The following is a 19768-nucleotide window of genomic DNA, read 5'->3' on the forward strand; positions in this document are numbered from 1 at the left end:
CCGCCCCGTATGAGCGACGCAGCCGAGCGCGGCCGTCCCGGCCGGGAGAACCCCGGCCGGGCGACGGCCGTCCCCCACCACTGGTACGACGACGAGGCCGGACCGGTCGTCCGCCCGTACGCGATGACCCGCGGCCGGACGAGCGCCGCCGGGCGCCACCGGCTCGACCTCATCGCCGTGGTGGTCCCCGAACCCGCCGCCGACGACCCCGGACGCGACCAGTCGCTCTCCCCGGAGCACGTGGAGATCGTCGAACGCTGCTCCGAGCAGCCCCAGTCGATCGCCGAGCTCGCCGCCGGACTGGACCTCCCCGTCGGGGTGGTCCGCGTCCTCGTCGGCGACCTCGTCGACGAGGAACTCGTGCACGTGACCCGCCCCGTTCCGCCGGCCCAGCTGCCGGACGTGAGCATCCTCCGCGAGGTGATCAATGGCCTTCGGGCGCTCTAGCCGCAAGAAGACCCCCGTCGAGCCGGTGACCCTGAAGATCCTGGTCGCGGGTGGCTTCGGGGTCGGCAAGACGACTCTGGTCGGCGCGGTCAGCGAGATCAGGCCGCTGCGGACGGAGGAGGTCCTCACCGAGGCCGGCCGTCCCGTGGACGACCTGCACGGCGTCGAGGCGAAGACGACCACCACGGTCGCCATGGACTTCGGCCGGATCACGCTCCGCGAGGACCTGGTCCTGTACCTGTTCGGCACCCCCGGGCAGGACCGGTTCTGGTTCCTCTGGGACGAGCTGGCCCAGGGCGCGCTCGGCGCGGTCGTCCTCGCCGACACCCGCCGCCTGGAGGACAGCTTCGCCGCCATCGACTACTTCGAGCGGCGCGGCATCCCCTTCACGGTGGCCGTCAACTGCTTCGAGGGCGCCCGCCGCTACCCGGTGGAGACCGTGCGGGCGGCGCTCGACCTCGACCCGGAGGTCGAGCTGGTGCTGTGCGACGCCCGTGACCGGGAGTCGGTCAAGAGCGTCCTCGTCGCCGTCGTCGAGCACGCCCTCGTCCTCGCGGACCGGGCGCACGCCTCCGCCGCCACCTGACCGGCGGGCCCCCGCCGGGGCCCGCCGCCTCAGCGGACCGCCACCACCGCCGAACCGTGTCCGAACAGGCCCTGGTTGGCGGTGATCCCGGCCCGCGCGCCCGGCACCTGCCGGTCGCCCGCCGTGCCCCGCAGCTGCCACGTCAGCTCGCAGACCTGCGCGATCGCCTGCGCCGGCACGGCCTCCCCGAAGGAGGCGAGGCCGCCGCTCGCGTTCACCGGCAGCGCGCCGCCGAGCCGGGTCACCCCGTCCCTGAGCAGCTTGGCGCCCTCGCCGCGCCCGCACAGTCCGATGTCCTCGTACCACTCCAGCTCCAGGGCCGTGGACAGGTCGTAGACCTCCGCCAGCGACAGGTCCCCCGGACCGAGCCCCGCCTCCTCGTACGCCGCCCGCGCGATGGAGGCGCGGAAGGCCGTCGGGGACGGCGCGAGCGCGGTCGTCGCGTCGGTCGCGATGTCGGGCAGGTCGAGGACCGCCCTGGGGTAGGCGGGGGAGACCGTCGACACCGCGCGGATCCGCACCGGGTCCGGGTGCCCGTGCCGACGAGCGAAGTCCAGGCCGGAGAGGACCAGGGCCGCGCCGCCGTCCGAGGTGGCGCAGATGTCGAGCAGCCGCAGCGGATCGGCGACCACCGCCGAGGCGGCGACCTCCTCCTCCGTCACCGCCTTGCGGTACCGCGCCATCGGGTTGAGCGCGCCGGCCGCCGCGTTCTTCACCTTGACCTGCGCGAAGTCCTCGACCGTGTCCCCGTACAGGGCCATCCGCCGGCGGGCGTACAGCGCGAAGTAGGCGGGGTTGGTGGCGCCGAGGACCCGGAAGCGGAGCCAGTCCGGGTCGTCGGGCCGCTCGCCCCCGGCCGGGGCCAGGAAGCCCTTGGGGGCGGAGTCCGCGCCCACGACGAGGACCACGTCGGCGAGCCCCGCCAGGATCTGGGCCCGGGCCGCGCCGATGGCCTGGGCCCCCGAGGCGCAGGCCGCGTAGACGCTGGTGACCCGTGCCCCCTGCCAGCCGAGGGCCTGCGCGAAGGTCGCCCCGGCCACGTACCCCGGATAGCCGCACCGCACGGTGTCGGCCCCGACGATCGCGCCGACGTCCCGCCACTCCACGCCCGCGTCGGCGAGCGCGGCACGGGCGGCGGCGGTCCCGTACGGGACGAAGCCGCGCCCCCACTTGCCCCAGGGGTGCATCCCGGCCCCGATGACGGCGATGTCGTTCACGCCCGCTCCCCCGTCCCGGCCGGCCGCCAACGCCAGGTGGTCCAGACGTGCTCGGCGTCCTCGTTCAGGACTCCCGGCACCACCTCGACCTCCATCCCCACCGCGAGGTCCGAGGTCCGCACGCCGGGCGCGGCCTGCCCGAGCACCACCATCCCCTCGGCGGCGAGCTCGACGGCGACGAGGGTGTACGGCTCCCAGGGCGCGTCCGGGTCGGAGACGTACGGGGCGGGCGGCCGGTAGCGCCCGTCGGTGTACGACCAGATCCGCCCGCGCGGGGAGAGCGGCGTCTCGTCGAGCGTGCCGCCGCCCGCGCAGACCGGGTTGCGGCAGGCGTCGTCCTCGCGCGGGAAGTACACCGCCGCGCAGGCGGAGCACCGGGTGCCGAGGAGCCGGAACTCCCCGTCCGGGACCGTGTCGTCGGTGAACCAGCCGGCCACCACCGGCCTGCGCGTCCGTGCCATCTCCGGGACCTCCCACCGATCTGACGATACGTCAGAATTCTGGTGACGAGTCTGGCACGGGCTCCCCGGCCGGGGAAGACGTCAGTGCCCGGCCACCGACCGGCGCGCCACCGGGAAGTCGAAGTACGTCGAAGGGAAGGGCTCCGGCCTGAACGTGAAGTGCCACCACTCCTCCGGCAGGTTGACGAACCCCTCCGCCTCCAGCACGCCCTTCAGCAGCTGCCGGTTGGCCCGCTGCGCACCCGTGATCCTCGGGTCCTCGGTGTGCGACAGCGTGTCGAAGCAGTCGTACCCGGTCCCCATGTCGACCGAGCTGTCCGGGAACCGCTCCGCACGCGGCCCGGAACACGACGTCAGCTCCTCGCCCGGCACGTACGGGCGCGTGCGCGCCGCCGGCAGCCGCACCACCGTCAGGTCCACCGTCGACCCCCGGCTGTGCCCGGACCTCTCCGCGATGTACCCGTCCGCGAAGAGCCGCTCCTTCGCCACCAGCGGGTAGAACTCCGCCTTCATCCGCTCGTCCGCCAGGTCCCCGGCCCACCGCACGAAGTGGTCCACCGCCCGCTGCGGCCGGTAGCAGTCGTACACCTTCAGCGTGTACCCCCGCGCCAGCAGCCGCCGCTGCGCCCGCCGCAGCCCCTCGGCCGCGGGCCGGGTCAGCACGCACAGCGGCTGCCGGTAGCCGTCGACCGGCTCGCCGACGAAGTTGTGCGCCGTGGTGTACCGCATCTCCCGGAGGATCGTCCGGTCCACCGCGTCCAGCGCGACGAACTCCCGCGGCGCCCGCGGCTCGGGCACCGCCGCGGCGGGGGAGGCGACGGCCCCCGCGCAGGCCAGGAGGACGGCCGCGCCGGTGACGGCGAGGGAACGGAGGGCGGAGACGAGTCCGGTCATGCGCACCGGGTATACCCGTTCCGCCCCCGCCGGGAAAAGCTCTTCGCTACGGTCCCCCCGTGACCGACACCGAGCCCACCCTCCACGCACACTGTTCGGCCTGCGGCGCCCGCCACACGGCCGGCCCCGCCGAGTGGCCCCGCACCTGCCCCGCCTGCGGGACCACCGCCTACCGCAACCCCCTCCCCGTCGCCGTGGCCCTCCTGCCGGTGACCTCCCCCGAGGGCACCGGCCTCCTCGCCGTCACCCGGGCCATCCATCCCGGCCACGGCGGCACCGCCCTCCCCGGCGGCTTCATCGACCACGGCGAGGACTGGCGCACCGCCGTCGTCCGCGAACTCCGCGAGGAGACCGGCCTGGACGCCGACCCCGGCGCGGTCCGGCTCGCCGACGTCCTCGGCTCCCCCGAGCACCTGCTGGTCTTCGGCCTCCTCCCGCCGGTCCCCGCGGACACGCTCCCCGCCTTCACCCCGACCTCCGAGACCTCCGACCGCCTCGTCGTGCCGGAACCGCGGGAACTGGTCTTCCCCCTCCACACCGAGGCCATGAGGAAGTGGTTCGCCGGCGCCTACGGCTGACCTTCCGGCCCCCGCCGCTCAGTCCCACCAGAAGGTCCACTGGTCCGCCCCCACCAGCTGCTCCGCGTACGCCGCGAGATCCTCGCAGGACCCCTGCCACACGTTGTCCGGGCAGAAGGCGAAGTGCTCGGCGGCGACCCGCAGCGCCTCCGCCGTGGTGGCCGGGGGAGCGGCGACGGAGAGCCGCAGCGTCGCGAAGCCCACGGCGAACACCCGCACGCCGAAGCGCCGTTCCCAGTCGGCGACGACGGCGGCGATCCGCGCGGTGTCGTTCTCGTGGTTGGCCGGACCCGACCAGCCGACGGCGGCCAGCGCCTCCGCCCCGGAGCCCGCCTCGACCAGTCCGAGCCGCGCCTCGATGCCGAAGGACAGCAGGAGGTCGGCGTGCTCGGCGGCCAGTCGGCCGGGGTCCTCGACCGGCTCCCGCCCCGGCGCGAGCCCCGGCCAGACCGCGCCGTAGGGGGCGGTGAGGGCGAGCCGCCGCTCGGTGGAGAGGACGTCGTCCTCCTCCACCGGGACGGCGGACTCCCACCAGCGGACGAGGACCGCCTCGGGAGCGTGGTCGGCGGGACGGGACATGCCCTCCGGGTACAGCTCGCCCGAGGCCCACGGCCGGAACTCCCCGGCGCCCGGGTGCAGCGGTTCGAGCAGCAGCGGCCACAGCCCGGTCCGCGCGTGCGCGGCTCGTATCCGCCCCCAGGCCCCGAAGGGCGCGGGTCCGTCGCTCAGCCACAACGGCCATATGTCGCCACTCCCTTCGTCGGCCGTGACCAGGCGGCCCGGAGGAAGCTCGACGTCATCGCCCAGCAGGGCTTCGGGGTTCATGCCCCGGATGCTAGGCGGAGGGTCCGACAACGCCCTCCCCCCGCGCACCGCTCACCCGCGCCGCTCTCGAGCCGGCCCCACCCGCGCCGCTCCCGAGCCGGCCCCACCCGCGCCGCTCCCGAGCCGGCCCCGCCCGCCCTCGCCCCTCTCCGTACCGGAGCCGGCCCCGCCCGCCCTCACGCCCCCCGCACCCGCACCGGCAGCCCCGCCTCCACCGGCCCTTCCTCCGTCATCCGCTCCACCACCACCCGGCCCTCCACGAGCCGCGACTGGTACCGCTCGATCTCCGCCGGCTCCCAGCCGTCGCCGGTGTCCCGGACGACCAGACCGCCGCCCGTCCGGCCCGCCGCCGGCGCCCACACCTCCAGGACGAGCCCGCCGTCCTCACCCCGCACCGGCAGGACCGCGCCCGCGCGGACCAGCACCGGCACGCGCGCGAGGGGCGCGTCGAGGAGCACCTGCCCGGGCCCCTCGTACGCCTCGCCGGTCGCCGTGTCGTACCAGCGCCCGCGCGGCAGCCGCACCGCCCGCCGGTCCGCGCCCGGCTGCAGCACGGGCGCCACGAGGAGGGCGTCGCCGAGCAGGAAGGCGTCCTCGCACTCCCGCAGGGCCCGGTCCTCCGGCGTGCTCCACCAGACGGGCCGGACATAGGGCGCCCCGGTCATCCGCGCCAGCCGCGCCAGGGTCAGGAAGTACGGGTGCAGCCGCTCCCGTTCGGCGAGCGCCACGCGCGCGTGCTCCAGCACCTCGGGACCGAACTCCCACGGCTCCCGCCGCCCCGCGCCGAGCGCCGCGTGCGTCCGGAAGAGCGGCAGCCACGCCCCCAGCTGGTACCAGCGCAGGAACAGCTCGGGCGACGGACTCCCGTCGAAACCGCCGACGTCCGGCCCCGAGTACGGCACCCCGCACAGCCCGAGCCCCAGGACCAGCGCGAGCGAGGCCCGCAGCCCCGGCCACCCGGTGGCCACGTCGCCGGACCAGGTGCCCCCGTACCGCTGCATCCCCGCCCACCCCGAGCGGGAGAAGAGGAACGGCCGCTCCCCGGGCCGCAGCGCCCGCAGGCCCTCGTACCCGGCCCGGGCCATCTGGAGCCCGTACACGTTGTGCGCCTCGCGGTGGTCGCCGCCGCGCCCGTCCAGGTGGTGCCGGGCGGACCGGGGGAGCGTCGGATCGCCGAACGGGACGAACGACACCGGTTCGTTCATGTCGTGCCACACGCCCGAGAAGCCCTGCCGCAGCCGCTCCTCGTACAGCCCGCCCCACCACTCCCGCACCGCCGGATCCGTGAAGTCCGGGAAGGCGCACTCCCCGGGCCACACCGTCCCCCGCACCTCCCCGCCCCGCGCGTCCCGCACGAACGCCCCGGCCGCCCGTCCCTCCTCGTACAGCACGTTCCCCGGCTCGGCCGCGACCGCCGGGTCGACGATCGACACCAGCCGCACGCCCTGCTCCCGCAGCTCCCGGGCGAGCCCCGGCAGGTCGGGGAAGCGCTCCCGGTCCACCGTGAACACCCGGTGCCCGTCGTAGTGGTCGATGTCCAGGTGCACCGCGGACAGCGGCAGCCCCCGCTCCCGGTACCCGGCCACGACCCGCCGCACCTCCGCCGCGCTGCCGAACCCCCAGCGCGCGTGCTGCGGCCCCAGCGCCCACGCGGGCGGGAGCGCCGGCGCCCCGGTCAGCGCGGCCCAGTTGTGCAGCACGCGCGCGGGGGTTCCGACGACCACCCAGCACCGCAGCGGCCCGCCCTCCATCCGCACCTCGACCCGGCCCGGCCGGTCGTGCCCCGACCCGGCGCCCTCCTCGCCCTCCGCGAGGGTCACCCGCCCGTCCCAGGAGTCGTCGTGGAAGGCCAGGTGGGTCCCCGCGTCGGAGACGACGAACTGCACCGGCATGGTGATGTACAGCGGATCGTCGTCCGGACCGAAGCGTCCCTTCGGGTCCGTGTTCCACAGCCGGTACGTGCCGTCCCGCAGCCGCGGGCCCGCCGACCGGCCGCCCAGCCCGAAGAACCGCGCGTCCGCCGGTACCTCGGCCCGCTGCGTCCACCGCGCGGGCCCCCCGTCCACCGGCTCCCACCAGCGCGGCGGCAGATCGCGCCGGAGCATCACCCCGCCGGGCGTACGGACCTCCACCGCTCCGTGCCGCGAGACGACCACCGTCACCCGCTCCGAGACCACCCGCCAGCCGCCGTCCGTGTCCGGCTCCAGGACCGCCCGGGGATCCGGCTCGGGCGCCCCGCCCGCGAGCGCGTACGACGGGTCGGGCCCGGCCCCGTCCCACCCCCAGAAGACCGTGCCGCCCGCCGACACGCACACCCGCAGCTCGGACCGGGCGAAGCGCACGATCCCGCCGCCCGGCAGCGCCTCCGCCCCCTCCACCAGGCCCGGCACCCGGGCCCGCTCCGCCCCCCGGGGCGCCGGCCCCGCCGCGTCCGCCCGCAGCCGCCGCCACGCCGCCCGTACCGTCCCGAACCCCCGCACCGCGCCGAACACCCTCACCGAACGCACCGTCCCACCACCGTCCATGGGGGTCACCCTGCCACCCACCAGCGGCTTCACGAGCTCCGTTCAGCCGCCGTTCACCCGTGGTGGGAGCACATGTTCAACTTGCCGACCGCGGGCGGGCGGCCCTGGTGCGAAAGCCGCTCCCGTGGCATCGTCCTGTCAGCCGCGTCACGCGCACACCCCCGCACGTGCGCGCGACACACGCCGACCCGCGTACAGCCAGGGAGCCACCCGATGACATCTGCGCCGACCGAGCCGACCGAGCCGCTCTGGCAGCCGGACGAGGAGCGCATCGCCCGCGCCGCCGTGACCCGCTTCCAGGCATGGGCGGCCGAGCGCCACGGGGCCCCCGCGGAGGGCGGGTACCCGGCGCTGCACCGCTGGTCCGTCGACGAGCCGGAGACCTTCTGGCAGGCCGTCGCCGAATGGTTCGACGTCCGCTTCTCCACGCCCTGGGCGCGCGTGCTGGGCGACCGCGCGATGCCGGGCGCCGAGTGGTTCCCCGGCGCCACCCTCAACTACGCCGAGCACGCCCTGCGCGCCGCCGACGAGCGTCCCCGGGACACCGCGCTCCTCCACGTCGACGAGACCCACGAGCCGACCCCGACCACCTGGGCCGAGCTCCGCCGCCAGGTCGGCTCGCTCGCCGCGGAGCTGCGCGCCCTCGGCGTCCGCCCCGGAGACCGCGTCAGCGGCTACCTGCCGAACGTCCCCCAGGCCGTCGTCGCCCTCCTCGCCACCGCCGCCGTCGGCGGCGTCTGGACCTCCTGCGCCCCCGACTTCGGCGCCCGCTCCGTCCTCGACCGCTTCCAGCAGGTCGAGCCGGTCGTCCTGTTCACCGTCGACGGCTACCGCTACGGCGGCAAGCAGCACGACCGCCGCGACACCGTCGCCGAGCTCCGCGCCGAACTCCCCACCCTCCGCGCCGTCGTGCACATCCCGCTCCTCGGCACCCCCGCCCCGGAGGGCGCCCTCGACTGGGCCGACCTCGTCGCCGCCGACGTGGAACCCGTCTTCGAGCAGGTCCCGTTCGCCCACCCCCTGTGGGTCCTGTACTCGTCCGGCACGACGGGCCTGCCGAAGGCCATCGTCCAGTCCCAGGGCGGCATCCTCGTCGAGCACCTCAAGCAGCTGGGCCTCCACTGCGACCTGGGCCCCGAGGACGTCTTCTTCTGGTACACCTCCACCGGCTGGATGATGTGGAACTTCCTCGTCTCCGGCCTCCTCACCGGCACGACCGTCGTCCTGTACGACGGCAGCCCCGGCTACCCGGACACCGGCGCCCAGTGGCGCGTCGCCGAGCGCACCGGCGCCACCCTGTACGGCACCTCCGCCGCCTACGTGATGGCCTGCGCCAAGGCGGACGTCCACCCCGGCCGCGACTTCGACCTGTCCGCCGTCGGGTGCGTCGCCACCACCGGCTCCCCGCTGCCGCCCGACGGCTTCCGCTGGCTCCACGACGAGGTCCGCGAGGACCTGTGGATCGCCAGCGTCAGCGGCGGCACCGACGTCTGCTCCTGCTTCGCCGGAGCCGTCCCCACCCTGCCCGTGCACATCGGCGAGCTCCAGGCCGCCGGCCTCGGCACCGACCTCCAGTCCTGGGACCCGTCCGGCAAGCCGGTCGTCGGCGAGGTCGGCGAGCTCGTCGTCACCAACCCCATGCCGTCCATGCCGATCCACTTCTGGAACGACCCCGACGGCAGCCGCTACCGCGACAGCTACTTCGAGATGTTCCCCGGCGTGTGGCGGCACGGCGACTGGATCACGATCACCGACCACGGCTCGGTCGTCATCCACGGCCGCTCCGACTCCACCCTCAACCGCCAGGGCGTCCGCATGGGCAGCGCCGACATCTACGAGGCGGTGGAGCGGCTCCCCGAGATCCGGGAGTCCCTCGTCATCGGCCTGGAGGAACCGGACGGCGGCTACTGGATGCCCCTCTTCGTCCACCTCGCCGAGGGCGCGACCCTCGACGACGACCTGATCGGCCGGATCAAGGCCACGATCCGCACCGAACTCTCCCCGCGCCACGTCCCCGACGAGATCATCGAGGTCCCGGGCGTGCCGCACACCCTCACCGGCAAGCGCATCGAGGTCCCGGTCAAGCGCCTCCTCCAGGGCACCCCCCTGGAGAAGGCCGTCAACGCGGGCTCGGTCGACGACCTCGGCCTCCTGCGCTTCTACGAGGCCCTCGCGGCCGCCCGCCGCGGCTGACGCGCGGAAGGGGCGCCCCACGACGGGGCGCCCCTCCACGACGTGCCCGGCTCAGCCCGGCAGCTGACCGGCGCGTGCCACGGCGGCCTTGGCGAGCACCGCCGTCTGGCCGAGCACCGTCCCGGCCGGCCCGGCGTCCGAGGCGGTCACGAGCTCGGTCCGCTCCCCGAGGAAGGCGGACGTCGACCGGTCGAAGACCCACTGGGTCCGCTCGCCGCCGGAGGTACGGGCGACGGCCACGCCCTCCCGGCCGGCCGCGTCCCGCGCCGACCCCACCGTCACGACGCCCGGGATCCGCGCGGCCGCCTCGAACAGCGCCGCCGTCACCTCCGGCGGCGCCCAGGTCTCGGCCAGCAGCGTCCCGATCGCCGCGAACGCCCGCTGGTCCGCGTCCCCGCCGCCGCCACGGGTCTGCTCCCGCACCAGCCGCAGCAGCGCCTCGGGGTCGGTCGGCAGCCCCGCCACGAAGGCGTGCGTCGGAGCGGTCACCGACGGCCCCTCCGGCTCCATGAACGTCTTCCGCGGCTCGGCGCCCCGGTGCTCCAGCCCGTACACGGGCAGCCGCGGCGACAGCTCCGCGTCGGGGGCCCCCTCCTCCCGCAGCAGTCCGGCCCGGCTCCCGTCCGCCGACAGCCACACCTGCCGCCGGTGCACGGGCTCCACGACCGCGGCCCCGCCGCCTGCCGGACGCCCGGCCCGGGACACCAGGCTCTCGACGTACACGTACTCCTCCGGCCGCGCGTCCGGCGCGGGCGCGGCGGCGGCGGCGAGCGCCGCCCGCGAGAGCACCGCGGCGGCGCCCTCCGCCCGCACCGCCGGGCGCTGCTCGCGCGGCTCCGGGGGAGCGGCGACGAGCACCGCCCCGGCCGCGATGCCGCACACCACGGCGGGCACGGCGAAGCGCACGGCCTTCCGGGTCCACCACACCGCCGGGCGCGAGGGCCGCGCCGCGGCCATCAGGGTCCGCCGCAGCTCCCGCTCCCGCTCCGGCGCGAACTCCGGTACGGCGGGCGGGGGCAGCAGCTCCGTCAGCTCGGCGCGCAGCGCGTCCTGAGGACGGGGATCGATGGCGTTCATGCCGGCTTCTCCGGGGAGGTTCGGGGGACGAGGACGGTACGGCCCGTGCTCACGGGCCGGCAGGCGCCGGACGAGGCGGTGGGCGGGGCCGCGCGGGGGGCGACGGGGGAGACGGCGTGATCCGGGACGGGACCCGGACCGCCGGCGTCCGGGCGCCGGCCGCGTCCGCGCCGCCCGGAACGCAGCTCCGCCTCGGCGAGCGACCGCAGCCGCTCCCGGGCGCGGGAGAGCCGCGACCGCACCGTGCCGACGGGGATGCCCAGCGCCTCGCCCGCCGTCGCGTAGTCGAGGCCGGCCCACACGACGAGCCCGAAGACCTCGCGCTCGCGGCGCCGGAGCCGGCCGAGCGCCACCCGCGCGGCCCGGAGCCGCTCCTCGTCGGCGAGCCGCGCCGCCACCGCGTCGCTGAAGTCCGGCAGCACCCCGCGGTCGGGCATCCGCGCCAGCGCCGCGTCGCGCCGCCGCGCCTCCCGCGCGGCCCCGCGCAGCACGTTCGTCGCGATGCCGAGCAGCCACGGCCTGAGGCCGTCGCCCTCGGCGTGGACCCTGTCCCGGCAGCGCCAGGCCTCCAGGAAGGTCGCGGACACGACGTCCTCGGCGGCGGCCCGGTCGCCGCACATGCGGTACGCGTACCGGAAGAGCACCCGTGCGTGCGCGTCGTACGCCTCACCGAGCGCGGAGGGATCCCCGGCCCGGAAACGTTCTCTCATCTCTTGTTCCACACCGGGTACTGACCGCCGGTTCGGCCGCGTTCCCGTGACCCGCGCCACACCCTCCGTCCCCTGTGTCCCAGGTCACGGGAACTCCGCCCGTTCCCGGGCCAGTTCCCTGCATGAGCGAACACCCGACGCCACGATCCGCGTCCCGGCCCCTCGGCTCCGCCCTCCGGAAGACCGGATCCCCGTTCAGGAGGACCGGATCCGGCGCCAGGAAGGCCGGATCCCCTTCCTGGCAGACCGGAACCGACGACCGGCAGACCGGAACCACCCTCCGGAACGCGCCCTTCGCGGCCCGGACCGAGCGGTCCGGGCTCCGCCCCGCCCTCCCCGTCCTCGCCCTCGTCGCCGCCCTCACGGCCACGGCGTTCACCGCTCCGCCCGCGGTCCCGGCCTCCGCCGCCGAGAACGGCACGGTCACCCTGACCCTCCGCCACCTCGACCGCACGGGCGCCCCGACCGACGCCTACTCGACCCGCGTGACCGGCATCTCCGGACCGGGCGAGGACGTCAGGGAATCGCCCCACGACTCCTCCGGCACCCTCACCCTCCGCCTGCCCAAGGGCCGTTACCTCCTGGACTCGGAGGTGTACCCCCTCCACCGGGGAGCCGGCACCGACTGGCTCGTCCAGCCCCGCCTCGACCTCGAACGGGACACGACCGTCACCCTCGACCCCCGCACCACGTCCGCCGTCGACGTGCGCCCGCCCGAGACCGGCGCCGAACCCCGGCACGCCATGTCGTTCGTCGAGGTCAGCCACGGCGGACGGACCCGTTCCGTCAACCTGATGTCCTCGGCGGCCGGCCTGCGCGTGGCCCACCTCGGCCCCGCCGCCGAACCCGGCTCCGTGACGGCCACCTTCGACGCCTACTGGATCGGCGAGCGGTCCGACTACGGCCTCGGCTACCGCTTCACCTCCGGCCGCGCCCTCACCGGCTTCGTCCGCAGGCCCACCGCCGGCGACCTGGCCACCCTCAAGGCCGCCGCGGCCGACCGGGACGGCGCCGGCGGCGTCGGCGCGGCCGCGATCCAGCCGTCCGAGGGCACCACCGTCGGCCTCACCAGCGAGCTCCTCCGCCCCGGCACCGCGACCTTCCACGTCACCCCCGAACGCGGCACCTGGGACCTCTCGTACACCACCCCCGGCACGCCAGGGACACGGCCCAACCTGTACGAGGCGCGGGACCTCCCGGTCCGCCCGGGTGCCACCACCACCCACACCTTCGACAACGACGTCCGCGGCCCGTCCCTCGACCCCGCCCCCGGCGCGCCGCCCGCGCTCGTCCGGGACGGCGACCGGATCGCCCTCGACCTGCCGCTGCTCGCCGACGGCGAGGGCCACGCCCCCTCCGACCCGGTCTTCCGCTCGGCCGTCACCACCCTCCACCGCGACGGCGTCCCGGTCGGCACCCGCCGGGGCGCCCCGGGCCGGGCCGCCTTCACGCTCACCACCCCCGACCGGGCCCGCTACCGGCTCACCGCCACCGCCCTGCACGGCACCGGCACGAGCGCGGGCCGCACCACCGCCGTCTGGACCTTCGACTCCGCCGCGACCGCGGCGCCGGCCGCGCTCCCGCTGAGCGTCGTCCGCTTCACGCCGCCGCTCGCCCTCGACGGCACCGCGCCCGCCGGGACGGCGCTCCGCGTCCCGGTCGCGGTCCAGGGGCCGGCCGCGGGCGCGGACCCCGCCGCGCTCCGCGTACGGGTCTCCGTCGACGGCGGCACCACCTGGTCCGAGGCCCCGGTCGCCGACGGCGCCGTCGAGATCCGCAGCCCCGCGCCCGGAGGCACGGTCTCGCTGCGCGCCACGCTCACCGACGCCGCCGGCAACACCCTCGACCAGACCCTCGGCAACGCCTACCGCACCCGCTGACCGTCCCGCCACGCGCGCGCGTGCCCGCCGCCCGGCCGTTCCCCGGCCCGGGCGGCGGGCACGCGCCGTTCCTCATCCCCCGTACGTCGCCTGCGCGTCCCCGAGCACCCGCGCGAAGTCGGCCGCCAGCCGCCCGGCCTCCTCCGGCACCAGAGTGGAGACGGTGATCCGCACGGCGGGCGGCGCGTCGATCCGGAAGCGGGCCCCGGCCGCCACCCACCAGCCGTGCGTCCGCAGCCCGTTGACCACCGCGGACTCGTCCCGCACCGGCACCCACACGTTCAGCCCCCCGGCGCCGACCGCGCGGATCCCGCGTGCGCCGAGCGCGTCGATCAGAGCCCGCCGCCGCTCGGTGTACGCGGCCTCCCCGCGTGCCACGAGCCGTGTCGTCCCCGGATCGGAGAGCACCCGCACCACGGTCTCCTGGAGCACGTGGCTGACCCAGCCGGACGTCATCAGCATCCGGCCGTCGTGCCGGGCGAGCGTCACCGGGTCACCGGTCAGACCGGCCCACCGCAGGTCCACGCCCAGCCGCTTCGACACCGTGCGCACCTGTGCCCAGCGGCCCGGCGCCAGCGCGCCCACGGAGGGTGCCGGAGGCCCGTCGAACTCGGCGAGATAGTCGTCCTCGATCACGAGGACCTCGGGGAACTCCCGGAAGAGGGAACCCAGTTCGTCCCGTCGTGCGGGCGTGAGCGACGCTCCGGTGGGGCACTGCGCCCGCGGGCTGAAGACGACGGCGCGCACCCCGGCCCGCAGCGCGGTCCGCAGCGCGTCCGGCGTGAGCCCCTCGCCGTCGACCGCGACCGGCACCATCCGCAGGCCCAGCGCGGGCACCAGGTCGAGGAGGTGGTGGAAGCCGGGGTCCTCGACGGCGACGGCGTCCCCGGGCCGCAGCTCCACCGAGAGCAGCCGCGCCACGCAGTCGAGCGCCCCGTGCGCGAAGGTCACCCGCTCCGCGGGCACCCCGTCGCGCCGGAACCACGCCCGGGTCAGCTCCTCCAGGGCCGCGAGCCGCGGCGCGGCCCGGTGCGAGCCGTAGACCGGCCGCACCTCGCCCGGCGGGTGCAGGACCGGCAGGAAGGCGGGATCGGGCAGGCCGCTGGCCAGGTCCGTCAGCCCCTCGGGCATCCGGGGCGGGCGCCGGGACGCCTCCGAGGGCGCCTCCGCCACGACCGTCCCGCCGCGCCCGCGGGTCACCACGAGTCCGCGCCCGCGCAGTTCCTTGTAGGCGGTCGCCACCGTGCCCGGACTCACCCCGAGCTCGTCCGCGAGTCTCCGTACGGGGGGTAGCGCGTCGCCCGGGGCGAGCTCGCCCTCGGTCACGCCGCGCTCGACGGACGCGGCAATCCCCTTGGCCGTCGTCCCCTGGATCGAATATTGTGTTGCCACGTTCAAGATTATGTATCAATACATAATGTCAGTCAAGGGGGAACCCGTGGGCCGTCCGCTCTCATGGCACCGCACCGCGCTCGACCGCATCCCCGGAGGCCGCGACGGCCGCCGCATGCTCGTCGTCAGCATCGTCGACAAGACCGGCACCGGCCTCTGGGCCGGCTGCACCGCCCTCTACTTCACCTACGTCTCCGGCATGAGCCTCGCCCAGGTCGGCCTCCTCATGACGGTCTCCGGCGGCGTGGGCATAGCCGGCGCCCCCCTCGCCGGCATCCTCGCCGACCGCTTCCCCCTCGTCCGCGTCATCGCCGCCACCCAGCTCGTGCGCGGACTGACCCTCCTCGCCCTCCTCACCACCGACCACTTCCTCCTCCTCACCCTCTACTCCGCCCTCGGCGCCCTCCCCGACCGCGCCGGCAGCGTCCTCGTCAAGCTGTACGCCGCCCGCCAGGCGGGCGCCGAGCGCGTCCGCTACCAGGCCATCCAGCGCACCACCGTCAACATCGGCTGGTCCATCGGAGGCCTCGGAGCCGCGGCCGCCCTCGCCACCGGCTCCCCCCAGGCGTACGCCTACCTCCTCGTCGGCAACGTCCTCTCCTTCCTGGCCATCGCCGTCCTCACCCTGCGCTGCGCCGAGCCGCCCGCGGCCTCCCGCGTCGCCGCAACCGGCACGGACGCCCCCCGCCCCAAGGCCTCCAGCCCGTGGCGGGACCGGACCTTCCTCGGCTACACCGCCACCGACGCGGCCCTCTTCCTCGACGACACGATCCTCCAGGTGGCCGTCCCCCTCTGGATCGTCCACGCCACCGACGCCCCGGTCGGCCTCGCGCCGCTGCTCCTCGTCCTCAACACCGTCCTCGTCGTCCTCTTCCAGGTCCCGCTCGCCCGCTTCGGCGCCACCACCCGGGCCGCCCGGCGCCTGCTCGTCCCCCTCTGCGGCCTCCTCGTCGCCGGCACCCTCGCCCTCGCCGCCTCCGCCGCGGGCGGGCGCGCCCTCGCCGTCACGGCCCTGGTCGCCGCCGTCGTCGCGCTCACCTTCGCCGAGATCGTCCACGCCACCTCCTCCTGGGAACTCTCCGTCGCCCTCGCCCCCGACGACGCCCAGGGCGCCTACCTCGGAGTCCACGGCCTCGCCCAGTCCACCCAGCGCTTCGCCGGGCCGCTCCTCGTCACCGGCGTCATGACCGCGGGCCCCCTCGCCTGGCCCCTGCTCGGCCTCGCCCTCGTCGGAGCCGGCGCGGCCCAGCACCGCCTCCTCCGCGACCGCGTCGAACGCCCCGAACCGTCACTGTCAGTGGCGAAGGTTACGGTGAGTGAGCATCGATCGGTCTGATCGGAGCGCCACATCCGAGGGGGAGCCATGACGACCACCACCACGACCCGCCTCCGCCGCGCCCTGCGCCGGGAGATCCCCAGCACCGTCGGACTCCTCGCCGACGAGCAGGACTTCGCCGCCATGCGCCGCTACCGCACCTTCGCCTTCGAGGACCACCCCACCTACCTCCAGGAGGTCGAGGCCCTCCTCAAGGCCCTCGCCCGCCAGGGCACCCACACCACCGTCGCCCTCTTCGACCCCGACGAATACGCCTCCTACTGCGCCGAGACCGGCCTCGACCCCGACCACCCCACCAGCCGCAGCCGCTTCACCGACCACCTGGCCACCACCGGCGCCCGCGTCACCTACACCGGACAGCCCCTCACCGTCCTCCTCCCCGAACTGGTCGACACGGCCGTCCGCCGCGCCACCTGGGAGTACGCCACCACCGTCCTCGCCACCGCGGGGGACTGCCCCGACTGCGGCCTGGACCTCGGCCGCGACGCCTTCGACCGCGCCACCCGCCTCCTCCTCGGCCTCCTCGACGGCGCGGGGGCGGGCACCCACCACCTCGTCTGCAGCGTCCCCGCCTCCGGCGACCACCTGATCGCCGTCCTCCACACCACCCGCGACGACCACGGCACCAGCCACCACGACCCCACCACCGCCACCGAGTTCACCGCCGTCCTCGCCGCCGGACTCGTCCTCGCCTCGCCGGGCGGACTCGTCCTGCGCGCCACCCGCCCCGGCCGCCCCGACCGGCTCCACGGCTGGCGGCTCGCGGACGGCACCCTCGGCCCCCTCACCGAGGCCGAGGTCTTCGCCGCCTACTGCACCGACGCCCGCACCGGCGAACCCCTCCCGCCCGAGCACGGCGTCGACCACCGCGCCGGCTTCCCCCTCGCCCCCGACCCGCACGCCCACCATCCCGGCCACCCCTGACCCGCCCCGGGAAACGACGGAGGGGCTCCCCGCCACCAGGTGACGGGGAGCCCCTCCGGACCACGCGCTACGACCCCGGGATCACTCCCCGGACAGCACCGCCTGCGCGGCCAGCCGCGCCTCGTGCGCCGTGTCCGCGGCACGCGCCGCGGCCGCCGCCCGCTCGCACTGCGCCAGCGTGTACTTCGCCAGCGTCGCCCGCACGTACGGAATCGACGCGGCGCCCATGGAGAGGGAGGTGACGCCCAGGCCGGTCAGCACGCACGCGAGCAGCGGGTCCGAGGCGGCCTCGCCGCAGACGCCACAGCTCTTGCCCTCGGCCTTGGCCGCCTCGGCGGACAGCGCCACCAGGTCGAGCAGCGCGGGCTGCCACGGGTCCTGGAGCCGGGACACCGCACCGACCTGGCGGTCGGCGGCGAAGGTGTACTGCGCCAGGTCGTTGGTGCCCAGCGACAGGAACTCGACCTCCTGCAGGATCGAGCGCGCCCGCAGCGCGGCGGACGGAATCTCCACCATCGCGCCGAACTTCGCCCGGAGCCCCGCCTCGCGGCACGCGTCGGCGAACGCCTTGGCGTCCGTCCGGTCGGCCACCATCGGCGCCATGACCTCCAGGTACACCGGCAGCCCCTCGGAGGCCTTCGCCAGCGCGGTGAGCTGCGTCCGCAGCACCTCCGGGTGGTCGAGCAGCGACCGCAGGCCCCGGACGCCGAGCGCCGGGTTCGGCTCGTCGACCGGCGTCAGGAAGTCGAGCGGCTTGTCGGCACCGGCGTCGAGCACCCGCACGACCACACGGCCCTCGGGGAACGCCTCCAGCACCTTGCGGTACGCCTCGACCTGCTTCTCCTCGGACGGAGCCTTCTTGCTGTCGTCCAGGAAGAGGAACTCCGTGCGGAACAGACCGACGCCCTCGGCGCCCGCCTCCACCGCGGCCGGCACGTCGGCGGGACCGCCGACGTTGGCGAGCAGCGGCACCTTGTGCCCGTCCGAGGTCGCCCCCGGACCGCTCGACGCGGACAGCGCCGCCTTCCGCGCCTCGGCGGCCTTCGTCAGCGTCGCCTTCTTCTCCTCGCTCGGGTCCACGAAGATCTCGCCGGTGGAACCGTCCACCGCGATCTGCGTCCCCTCGGCCAGCTCGCCGGCGCCGGGCAGCGCCACCACGGCCGGCACGCCCAGCGCGCGCGCCAGGATGGCGCTGTGGCTGGTCGGCCCGCCCTCCTCGGTCACGAACCCGAGCACCAGCGCCGGGTCGAGCAGCGCGGTGTCGGCCGGCGCCAGGTCCCGGGCGATCAGCACGTACGGCTCGTCGCTGTCCGGCACGCCGGGCATCGGCACGCCGAGCAGCCGCGCCACGATCCGGTTCCGCACGTCGTCGAGGTCGGCGACCCGGCCGGCCATGTACTCGCCGGCACCCGCGAGCAGTTCGCGGTAGTGCGAGAAGGCGTCGTAGATGCCGCGCTCGGCCGTGCTGCCGACCGCGATCCTGCGGTCGACGTCGGCGATGAGCTCGGGGTCCTGGGCGATCATCGCCTGGGCCTCCAGCACCGCCTGCGCCTCACCGCCGGCCAGGTTGCCGCGCGCGATCAGGTCCGCGGCGACGGCTTCCACCGCCTGACGGGCGCGCCCCTGTTCGCGCTCCGCCTCCTCCGCGGGGATCTGCTTGGCGGGCGGTTCGAGAACCGCCGTACCCATGTGCCGCACCTGGCCGATCGCCACTCCGTGGCTGACGCCGACGCCTCGCAGCGTTGTCTCCATCTCACCCGTCTCCGATAGAAGCGGCGGCCGTGCCGCCGCGTTGAATGTCGTACTCGCGGCCGTCCGGACGACGGACCGGGCTCAGCTCCAGGCGAAGAGCTGGTCGCCGGCCTTCACGTCGCCGTCCTCACGGACCTCGGAGAGCGAGTCGGCCGTGGCCTCCAGGGCCACGATGGGACAGATGGGGGACTTGCCGGCGGCCTCGACCTCGGCGGGGTTCCAGCGCACGACGGCCTGTCCGCGCGTCACGGTGTCACCCTTGTTCACGAGCAGCTCGAAGCCCTGCCCGTTGAGCTGGACGGTGTCGATGCCGAGGTGGGTCAGCACCCCGTGCCCCTCGCCGTCCACGACGACGAAGGCGTGCGGGTGCATGGAGACGACGACCCCGTCGATGGGGGAGACCGCCTCGGAGGGCTCACGTACGGGATCGATGGCGGTGCCGGGCCCGACCATGGCACCGGAGAAGACCGGGTCGGGAACGTTGGCGAGACCGATGGCGCGTCCAGCAAGTGGCGACGTCACGGTTGTCATGGGAAGCCTCCCAGGGGCGGAGATCGTGTGGCGCCGCCACACCTGTCCTGGGCGGCGCGTACTGTTCAGAAGCGTAAGTCATAAGAAGTCCCAGTTCCGCACGAGACGTACCACTTGGCGGACCTAGGAACTACCGGGAACGATTTGCCTCTACTGACGGTGGGATGTACTGTCGTACTCCTGCCTGACCCCAACGCGGCCTTGAGTCGTGGGTCGGCAGCACCAATCAAGCCAGATCCTAACCCCAGTGGTCTACACCTCTGCCTGCCCCGGTTCTTCACGGAGCGAGCGGGCGAGTGGTCAGCGGGACGGAGAAAGCCTGGTAATGTTTGACCCCGCCGGAAGGCCCCGAGGAAATCGAATTCGGGACCGGAAAGCACCGAGGAAATCGGGTCGGAAAGATCTGATAGAGTCGGAAACGAAGGAAGCGCCCGGAGGGC

17 protein-coding genes are annotated in these 19768 nt (G+C 75.4%); 7 read left to right on the forward strand and 10 right to left on the reverse strand.

Annotation, left to right across the window (positions count from 1 at the left end):
• Positions 1–9 precede the first annotated feature (9 nt).
• Both IE287_RS32020 and IE287_RS32025 read left to right on the forward strand, forming a co-directional pair.
• Positions 10–447: a DUF742 domain-containing protein gene (locus IE287_RS32020; RefSeq protein WP_229883871.1), complete on the forward strand. Its 438-nt coding sequence runs from the start codon at positions 10–12 to the stop codon at positions 445–447.
• On the forward strand, positions 428–1033 hold the full coding sequence (locus tag IE287_RS32025) for a GTP-binding protein (RefSeq protein WP_189852747.1): 606 nt from the start codon (positions 428–430) through the stop codon (positions 1031–1033). Before IE287_RS32020 ends, IE287_RS32025 begins: the two co-directional genes overlap by 20 nt.
• Positions 1034–1062: 29 nt before the next feature.
• On the opposite strand, the gene IE287_RS32030 is transcribed toward IE287_RS32025, so the two are convergent.
• From IE287_RS32030 to IE287_RS32040, 3 genes are all read right to left on the reverse strand, one after another.
• Complete coding sequence (locus IE287_RS32030) at positions 1063–2250, reverse strand: lipid-transfer protein (RefSeq protein ID WP_189852748.1); 1188 nt, start codon at positions 2248–2250, stop codon at positions 1063–1065.
• A complete protein-coding gene (locus tag IE287_RS32035; RefSeq protein WP_189852749.1) occupies positions 2247–2711 on the reverse strand; it encodes a Zn-ribbon domain-containing OB-fold protein in 465 nt (154 codons plus the stop codon). Before IE287_RS32035 ends, IE287_RS32030 begins: the two co-directional genes overlap by 4 nt.
• Positions 2712–2792: 81 nt before the next feature.
• The gene (locus IE287_RS32040) at positions 2793–3605 is read right to left on the reverse strand and encodes a M15 family metallopeptidase (RefSeq protein ID WP_189852750.1); all 813 of its coding nucleotides are present in this window, start codon (positions 3603–3605) and stop codon (positions 2793–2795) included.
• Positions 3606–3664: 59 nt separating this feature from the next.
• On the opposite strand from IE287_RS32040, the gene IE287_RS32045 reads away from it, so the two are divergent.
• The gene (locus tag IE287_RS32045) at positions 3665–4183 is read left to right on the forward strand and encodes an NUDIX domain-containing protein (protein ID WP_189852751.1); all 519 of its coding nucleotides are present in this window, start codon (positions 3665–3667) and stop codon (positions 4181–4183) included.
• Positions 4184–4201: 18 nt separating this feature from the next.
• Here the strand turns inward: IE287_RS32045 and IE287_RS32050 are convergent, their stop codons facing one another.
• Positions 4202–5008 carry a DUF4253 domain-containing protein gene (locus IE287_RS32050; RefSeq protein WP_189852752.1) on the reverse strand — a complete coding sequence of 269 codons (807 nt, stop codon included), beginning with the start codon at positions 5006–5008 and terminating at the stop codon, positions 4202–4204.
• A 176-nt stretch (positions 5009–5184) separates the two neighbouring features.
• Complete coding sequence (locus tag IE287_RS32055) at positions 5185–7533, reverse strand: glycoside hydrolase family 31 protein (RefSeq protein ID WP_189852753.1); 2349 nt, start codon at positions 7531–7533, stop codon at positions 5185–5187.
• A gap of 213 nt (positions 7534–7746) precedes the next feature.
• Here IE287_RS32055 and IE287_RS32060 point away from each other — a divergent pair, with 213 nt between their 5' ends.
• Entirely contained in the window at positions 7747–9726 is a 1980-nt protein-coding gene (locus IE287_RS32060; protein WP_189852754.1) for an acetoacetate--CoA ligase, read from the forward strand.
• Positions 9727–9777: 51 nt separating this feature from the next.
• Here the strand turns inward: IE287_RS32060 and IE287_RS32065 are convergent, their stop codons facing one another.
• Together IE287_RS32065 and IE287_RS32070 are read right to left on the reverse strand one after the other, a co-directional pair.
• A complete protein-coding gene (locus IE287_RS32065; protein ID WP_189852755.1) occupies positions 9778–10803 on the reverse strand; it encodes a CU044_5270 family protein in 1026 nt (341 codons plus the stop codon).
• Positions 10800–11513, reverse strand: a complete 714-nt coding sequence (locus IE287_RS32070) for an RNA polymerase sigma factor (RefSeq protein ID WP_189852756.1) — start codon at positions 11511–11513, stop codon at positions 10800–10802. Before IE287_RS32070 ends, IE287_RS32065 begins: the two co-directional genes overlap by 4 nt.
• A 122-nt stretch (positions 11514–11635) precedes the next feature.
• On the opposite strand from IE287_RS32070, the gene IE287_RS32075 reads away from it, so the two are divergent.
• A complete protein-coding gene (locus IE287_RS32075) occupies positions 11636–13393 on the forward strand; it encodes a serine protease (protein WP_189852757.1) in 1758 nt (585 codons plus the stop codon).
• A gap of 72 nt (positions 13394–13465) precedes the next feature.
• Here the strand turns inward: IE287_RS32075 and IE287_RS32080 are convergent, their stop codons facing one another.
• Positions 13466–14785 (reverse strand): aminotransferase class I/II-fold pyridoxal phosphate-dependent enzyme, encoded by a 1320-nt coding sequence (locus IE287_RS32080; protein ID WP_189852758.1) that lies wholly within the window; start codon positions 14783–14785, stop codon positions 13466–13468.
• A gap of 25 nt (positions 14786–14810) precedes the next feature.
• Here IE287_RS32080 and IE287_RS32085 point away from each other — a divergent pair, with 25 nt between their 5' ends.
• The gene (locus IE287_RS32085; RefSeq protein ID WP_308436901.1) at positions 14811–16121 is read left to right on the forward strand and encodes an MFS transporter; all 1311 of its coding nucleotides are present in this window, start codon (positions 14811–14813) and stop codon (positions 16119–16121) included.
• Positions 16122–16148: 27 nt separating this feature from the next.
• Positions 16149–17045 (forward strand): DUF8829 domain-containing protein, encoded by an 897-nt coding sequence (locus IE287_RS32090; protein ID WP_189852759.1) that lies wholly within the window; start codon positions 16149–16151, stop codon positions 17043–17045.
• A gap of 81 nt (positions 17046–17126) precedes the next feature.
• On the opposite strand, the gene ptsP is transcribed toward IE287_RS32090, so the two are convergent.
• Together ptsP and IE287_RS32100 are read right to left on the reverse strand one after the other, a co-directional pair.
• The gene (gene ptsP, locus IE287_RS32095) at positions 17127–18797 is read right to left on the reverse strand and encodes a phosphoenolpyruvate--protein phosphotransferase (protein ID WP_189852760.1); all 1671 of its coding nucleotides are present in this window, start codon (positions 18795–18797) and stop codon (positions 17127–17129) included.
• A gap of 81 nt (positions 18798–18878) precedes the next feature.
• Positions 18879–19328, reverse strand: coding sequence for a PTS sugar transporter subunit IIA (locus IE287_RS32100; RefSeq protein ID WP_189852761.1), 450 nt, complete (start codon positions 19326–19328; stop codon positions 18879–18881).
• Between the last annotated feature and the right edge of the window lie 440 nt (positions 19329–19768).

The organism is Streptomyces omiyaensis (assembly GCF_014650895.1).
Taxonomy (GTDB): Bacteria; Actinomycetota; Actinomycetes; order Streptomycetales; family Streptomycetaceae; genus Streptomyces; species Streptomyces omiyaensis.

What these genes read in the sequence shown, in the direction of transcription:
- IE287_RS32020 (WP_229883871.1), top strand. Translation starts at nt 10, where the DNA reads ATGAGCGACGCAGCCGAGCGCGGCCGTCCCGGCCGGGAGAACCCCGGC.
- IE287_RS32025 (WP_189852747.1), top strand. Translation starts at nt 428, where the DNA reads ATGGCCTTCGGGCGCTCTAGCCGCAAGAAGACCCCCGTCGAGCCGGTG.
- IE287_RS32035 (WP_189852749.1), bottom strand. Translation starts at nt 2,711, where the DNA reads ATGGCACGGACGCGCAGGCCGGTGGTGGCCGGCTGGTTCACCGACGAC.
- IE287_RS32040 (WP_189852750.1), bottom strand. Translation starts at nt 3,605, where the DNA reads ATGACCGGACTCGTCTCCGCCCTCCGTTCCCTCGCCGTCACCGGCGCG.
- IE287_RS32050 (WP_189852752.1), bottom strand. Translation starts at nt 5,008, where the DNA reads ATGAACCCCGAAGCCCTGCTGGGCGATGACGTCGAGCTTCCTCCGGGC.
- IE287_RS32055 (WP_189852753.1), bottom strand. Translation starts at nt 7,533, where the DNA reads ATGGACGGTGGTGGGACGGTGCGTTCGGTGAGGGTGTTCGGCGCGGTG.
- IE287_RS32060 (WP_189852754.1), top strand. Translation starts at nt 7,747, where the DNA reads ATGACATCTGCGCCGACCGAGCCGACCGAGCCGCTCTGGCAGCCGGAC.
- IE287_RS32065 (WP_189852755.1), bottom strand. Translation starts at nt 10,803, where the DNA reads ATGAACGCCATCGATCCCCGTCCTCAGGACGCGCTGCGCGCCGAGCTG.
- IE287_RS32070 (WP_189852756.1), bottom strand. Translation starts at nt 11,513, where the DNA reads ATGAGAGAACGTTTCCGGGCCGGGGATCCCTCCGCGCTCGGTGAGGCG.
- IE287_RS32075 (WP_189852757.1), top strand. Translation starts at nt 11,636, where the DNA reads ATGAGCGAACACCCGACGCCACGATCCGCGTCCCGGCCCCTCGGCTCC.
- IE287_RS32085 (WP_308436901.1), top strand. Translation starts at nt 14,811, where the DNA reads ATGTCAGTCAAGGGGGAACCCGTGGGCCGTCCGCTCTCATGGCACCGC.
- IE287_RS32090 (WP_189852759.1), top strand. Translation starts at nt 16,149, where the DNA reads ATGACGACCACCACCACGACCCGCCTCCGCCGCGCCCTGCGCCGGGAG.
- ptsP (WP_189852760.1), bottom strand. Translation starts at nt 18,797, where the DNA reads ATGGAGACAACGCTGCGAGGCGTCGGCGTCAGCCACGGAGTGGCGATC.
- IE287_RS32100 (WP_189852761.1), bottom strand. Translation starts at nt 19,328, where the DNA reads ATGACAACCGTGACGTCGCCACTTGCTGGACGCGCCATCGGTCTCGCC.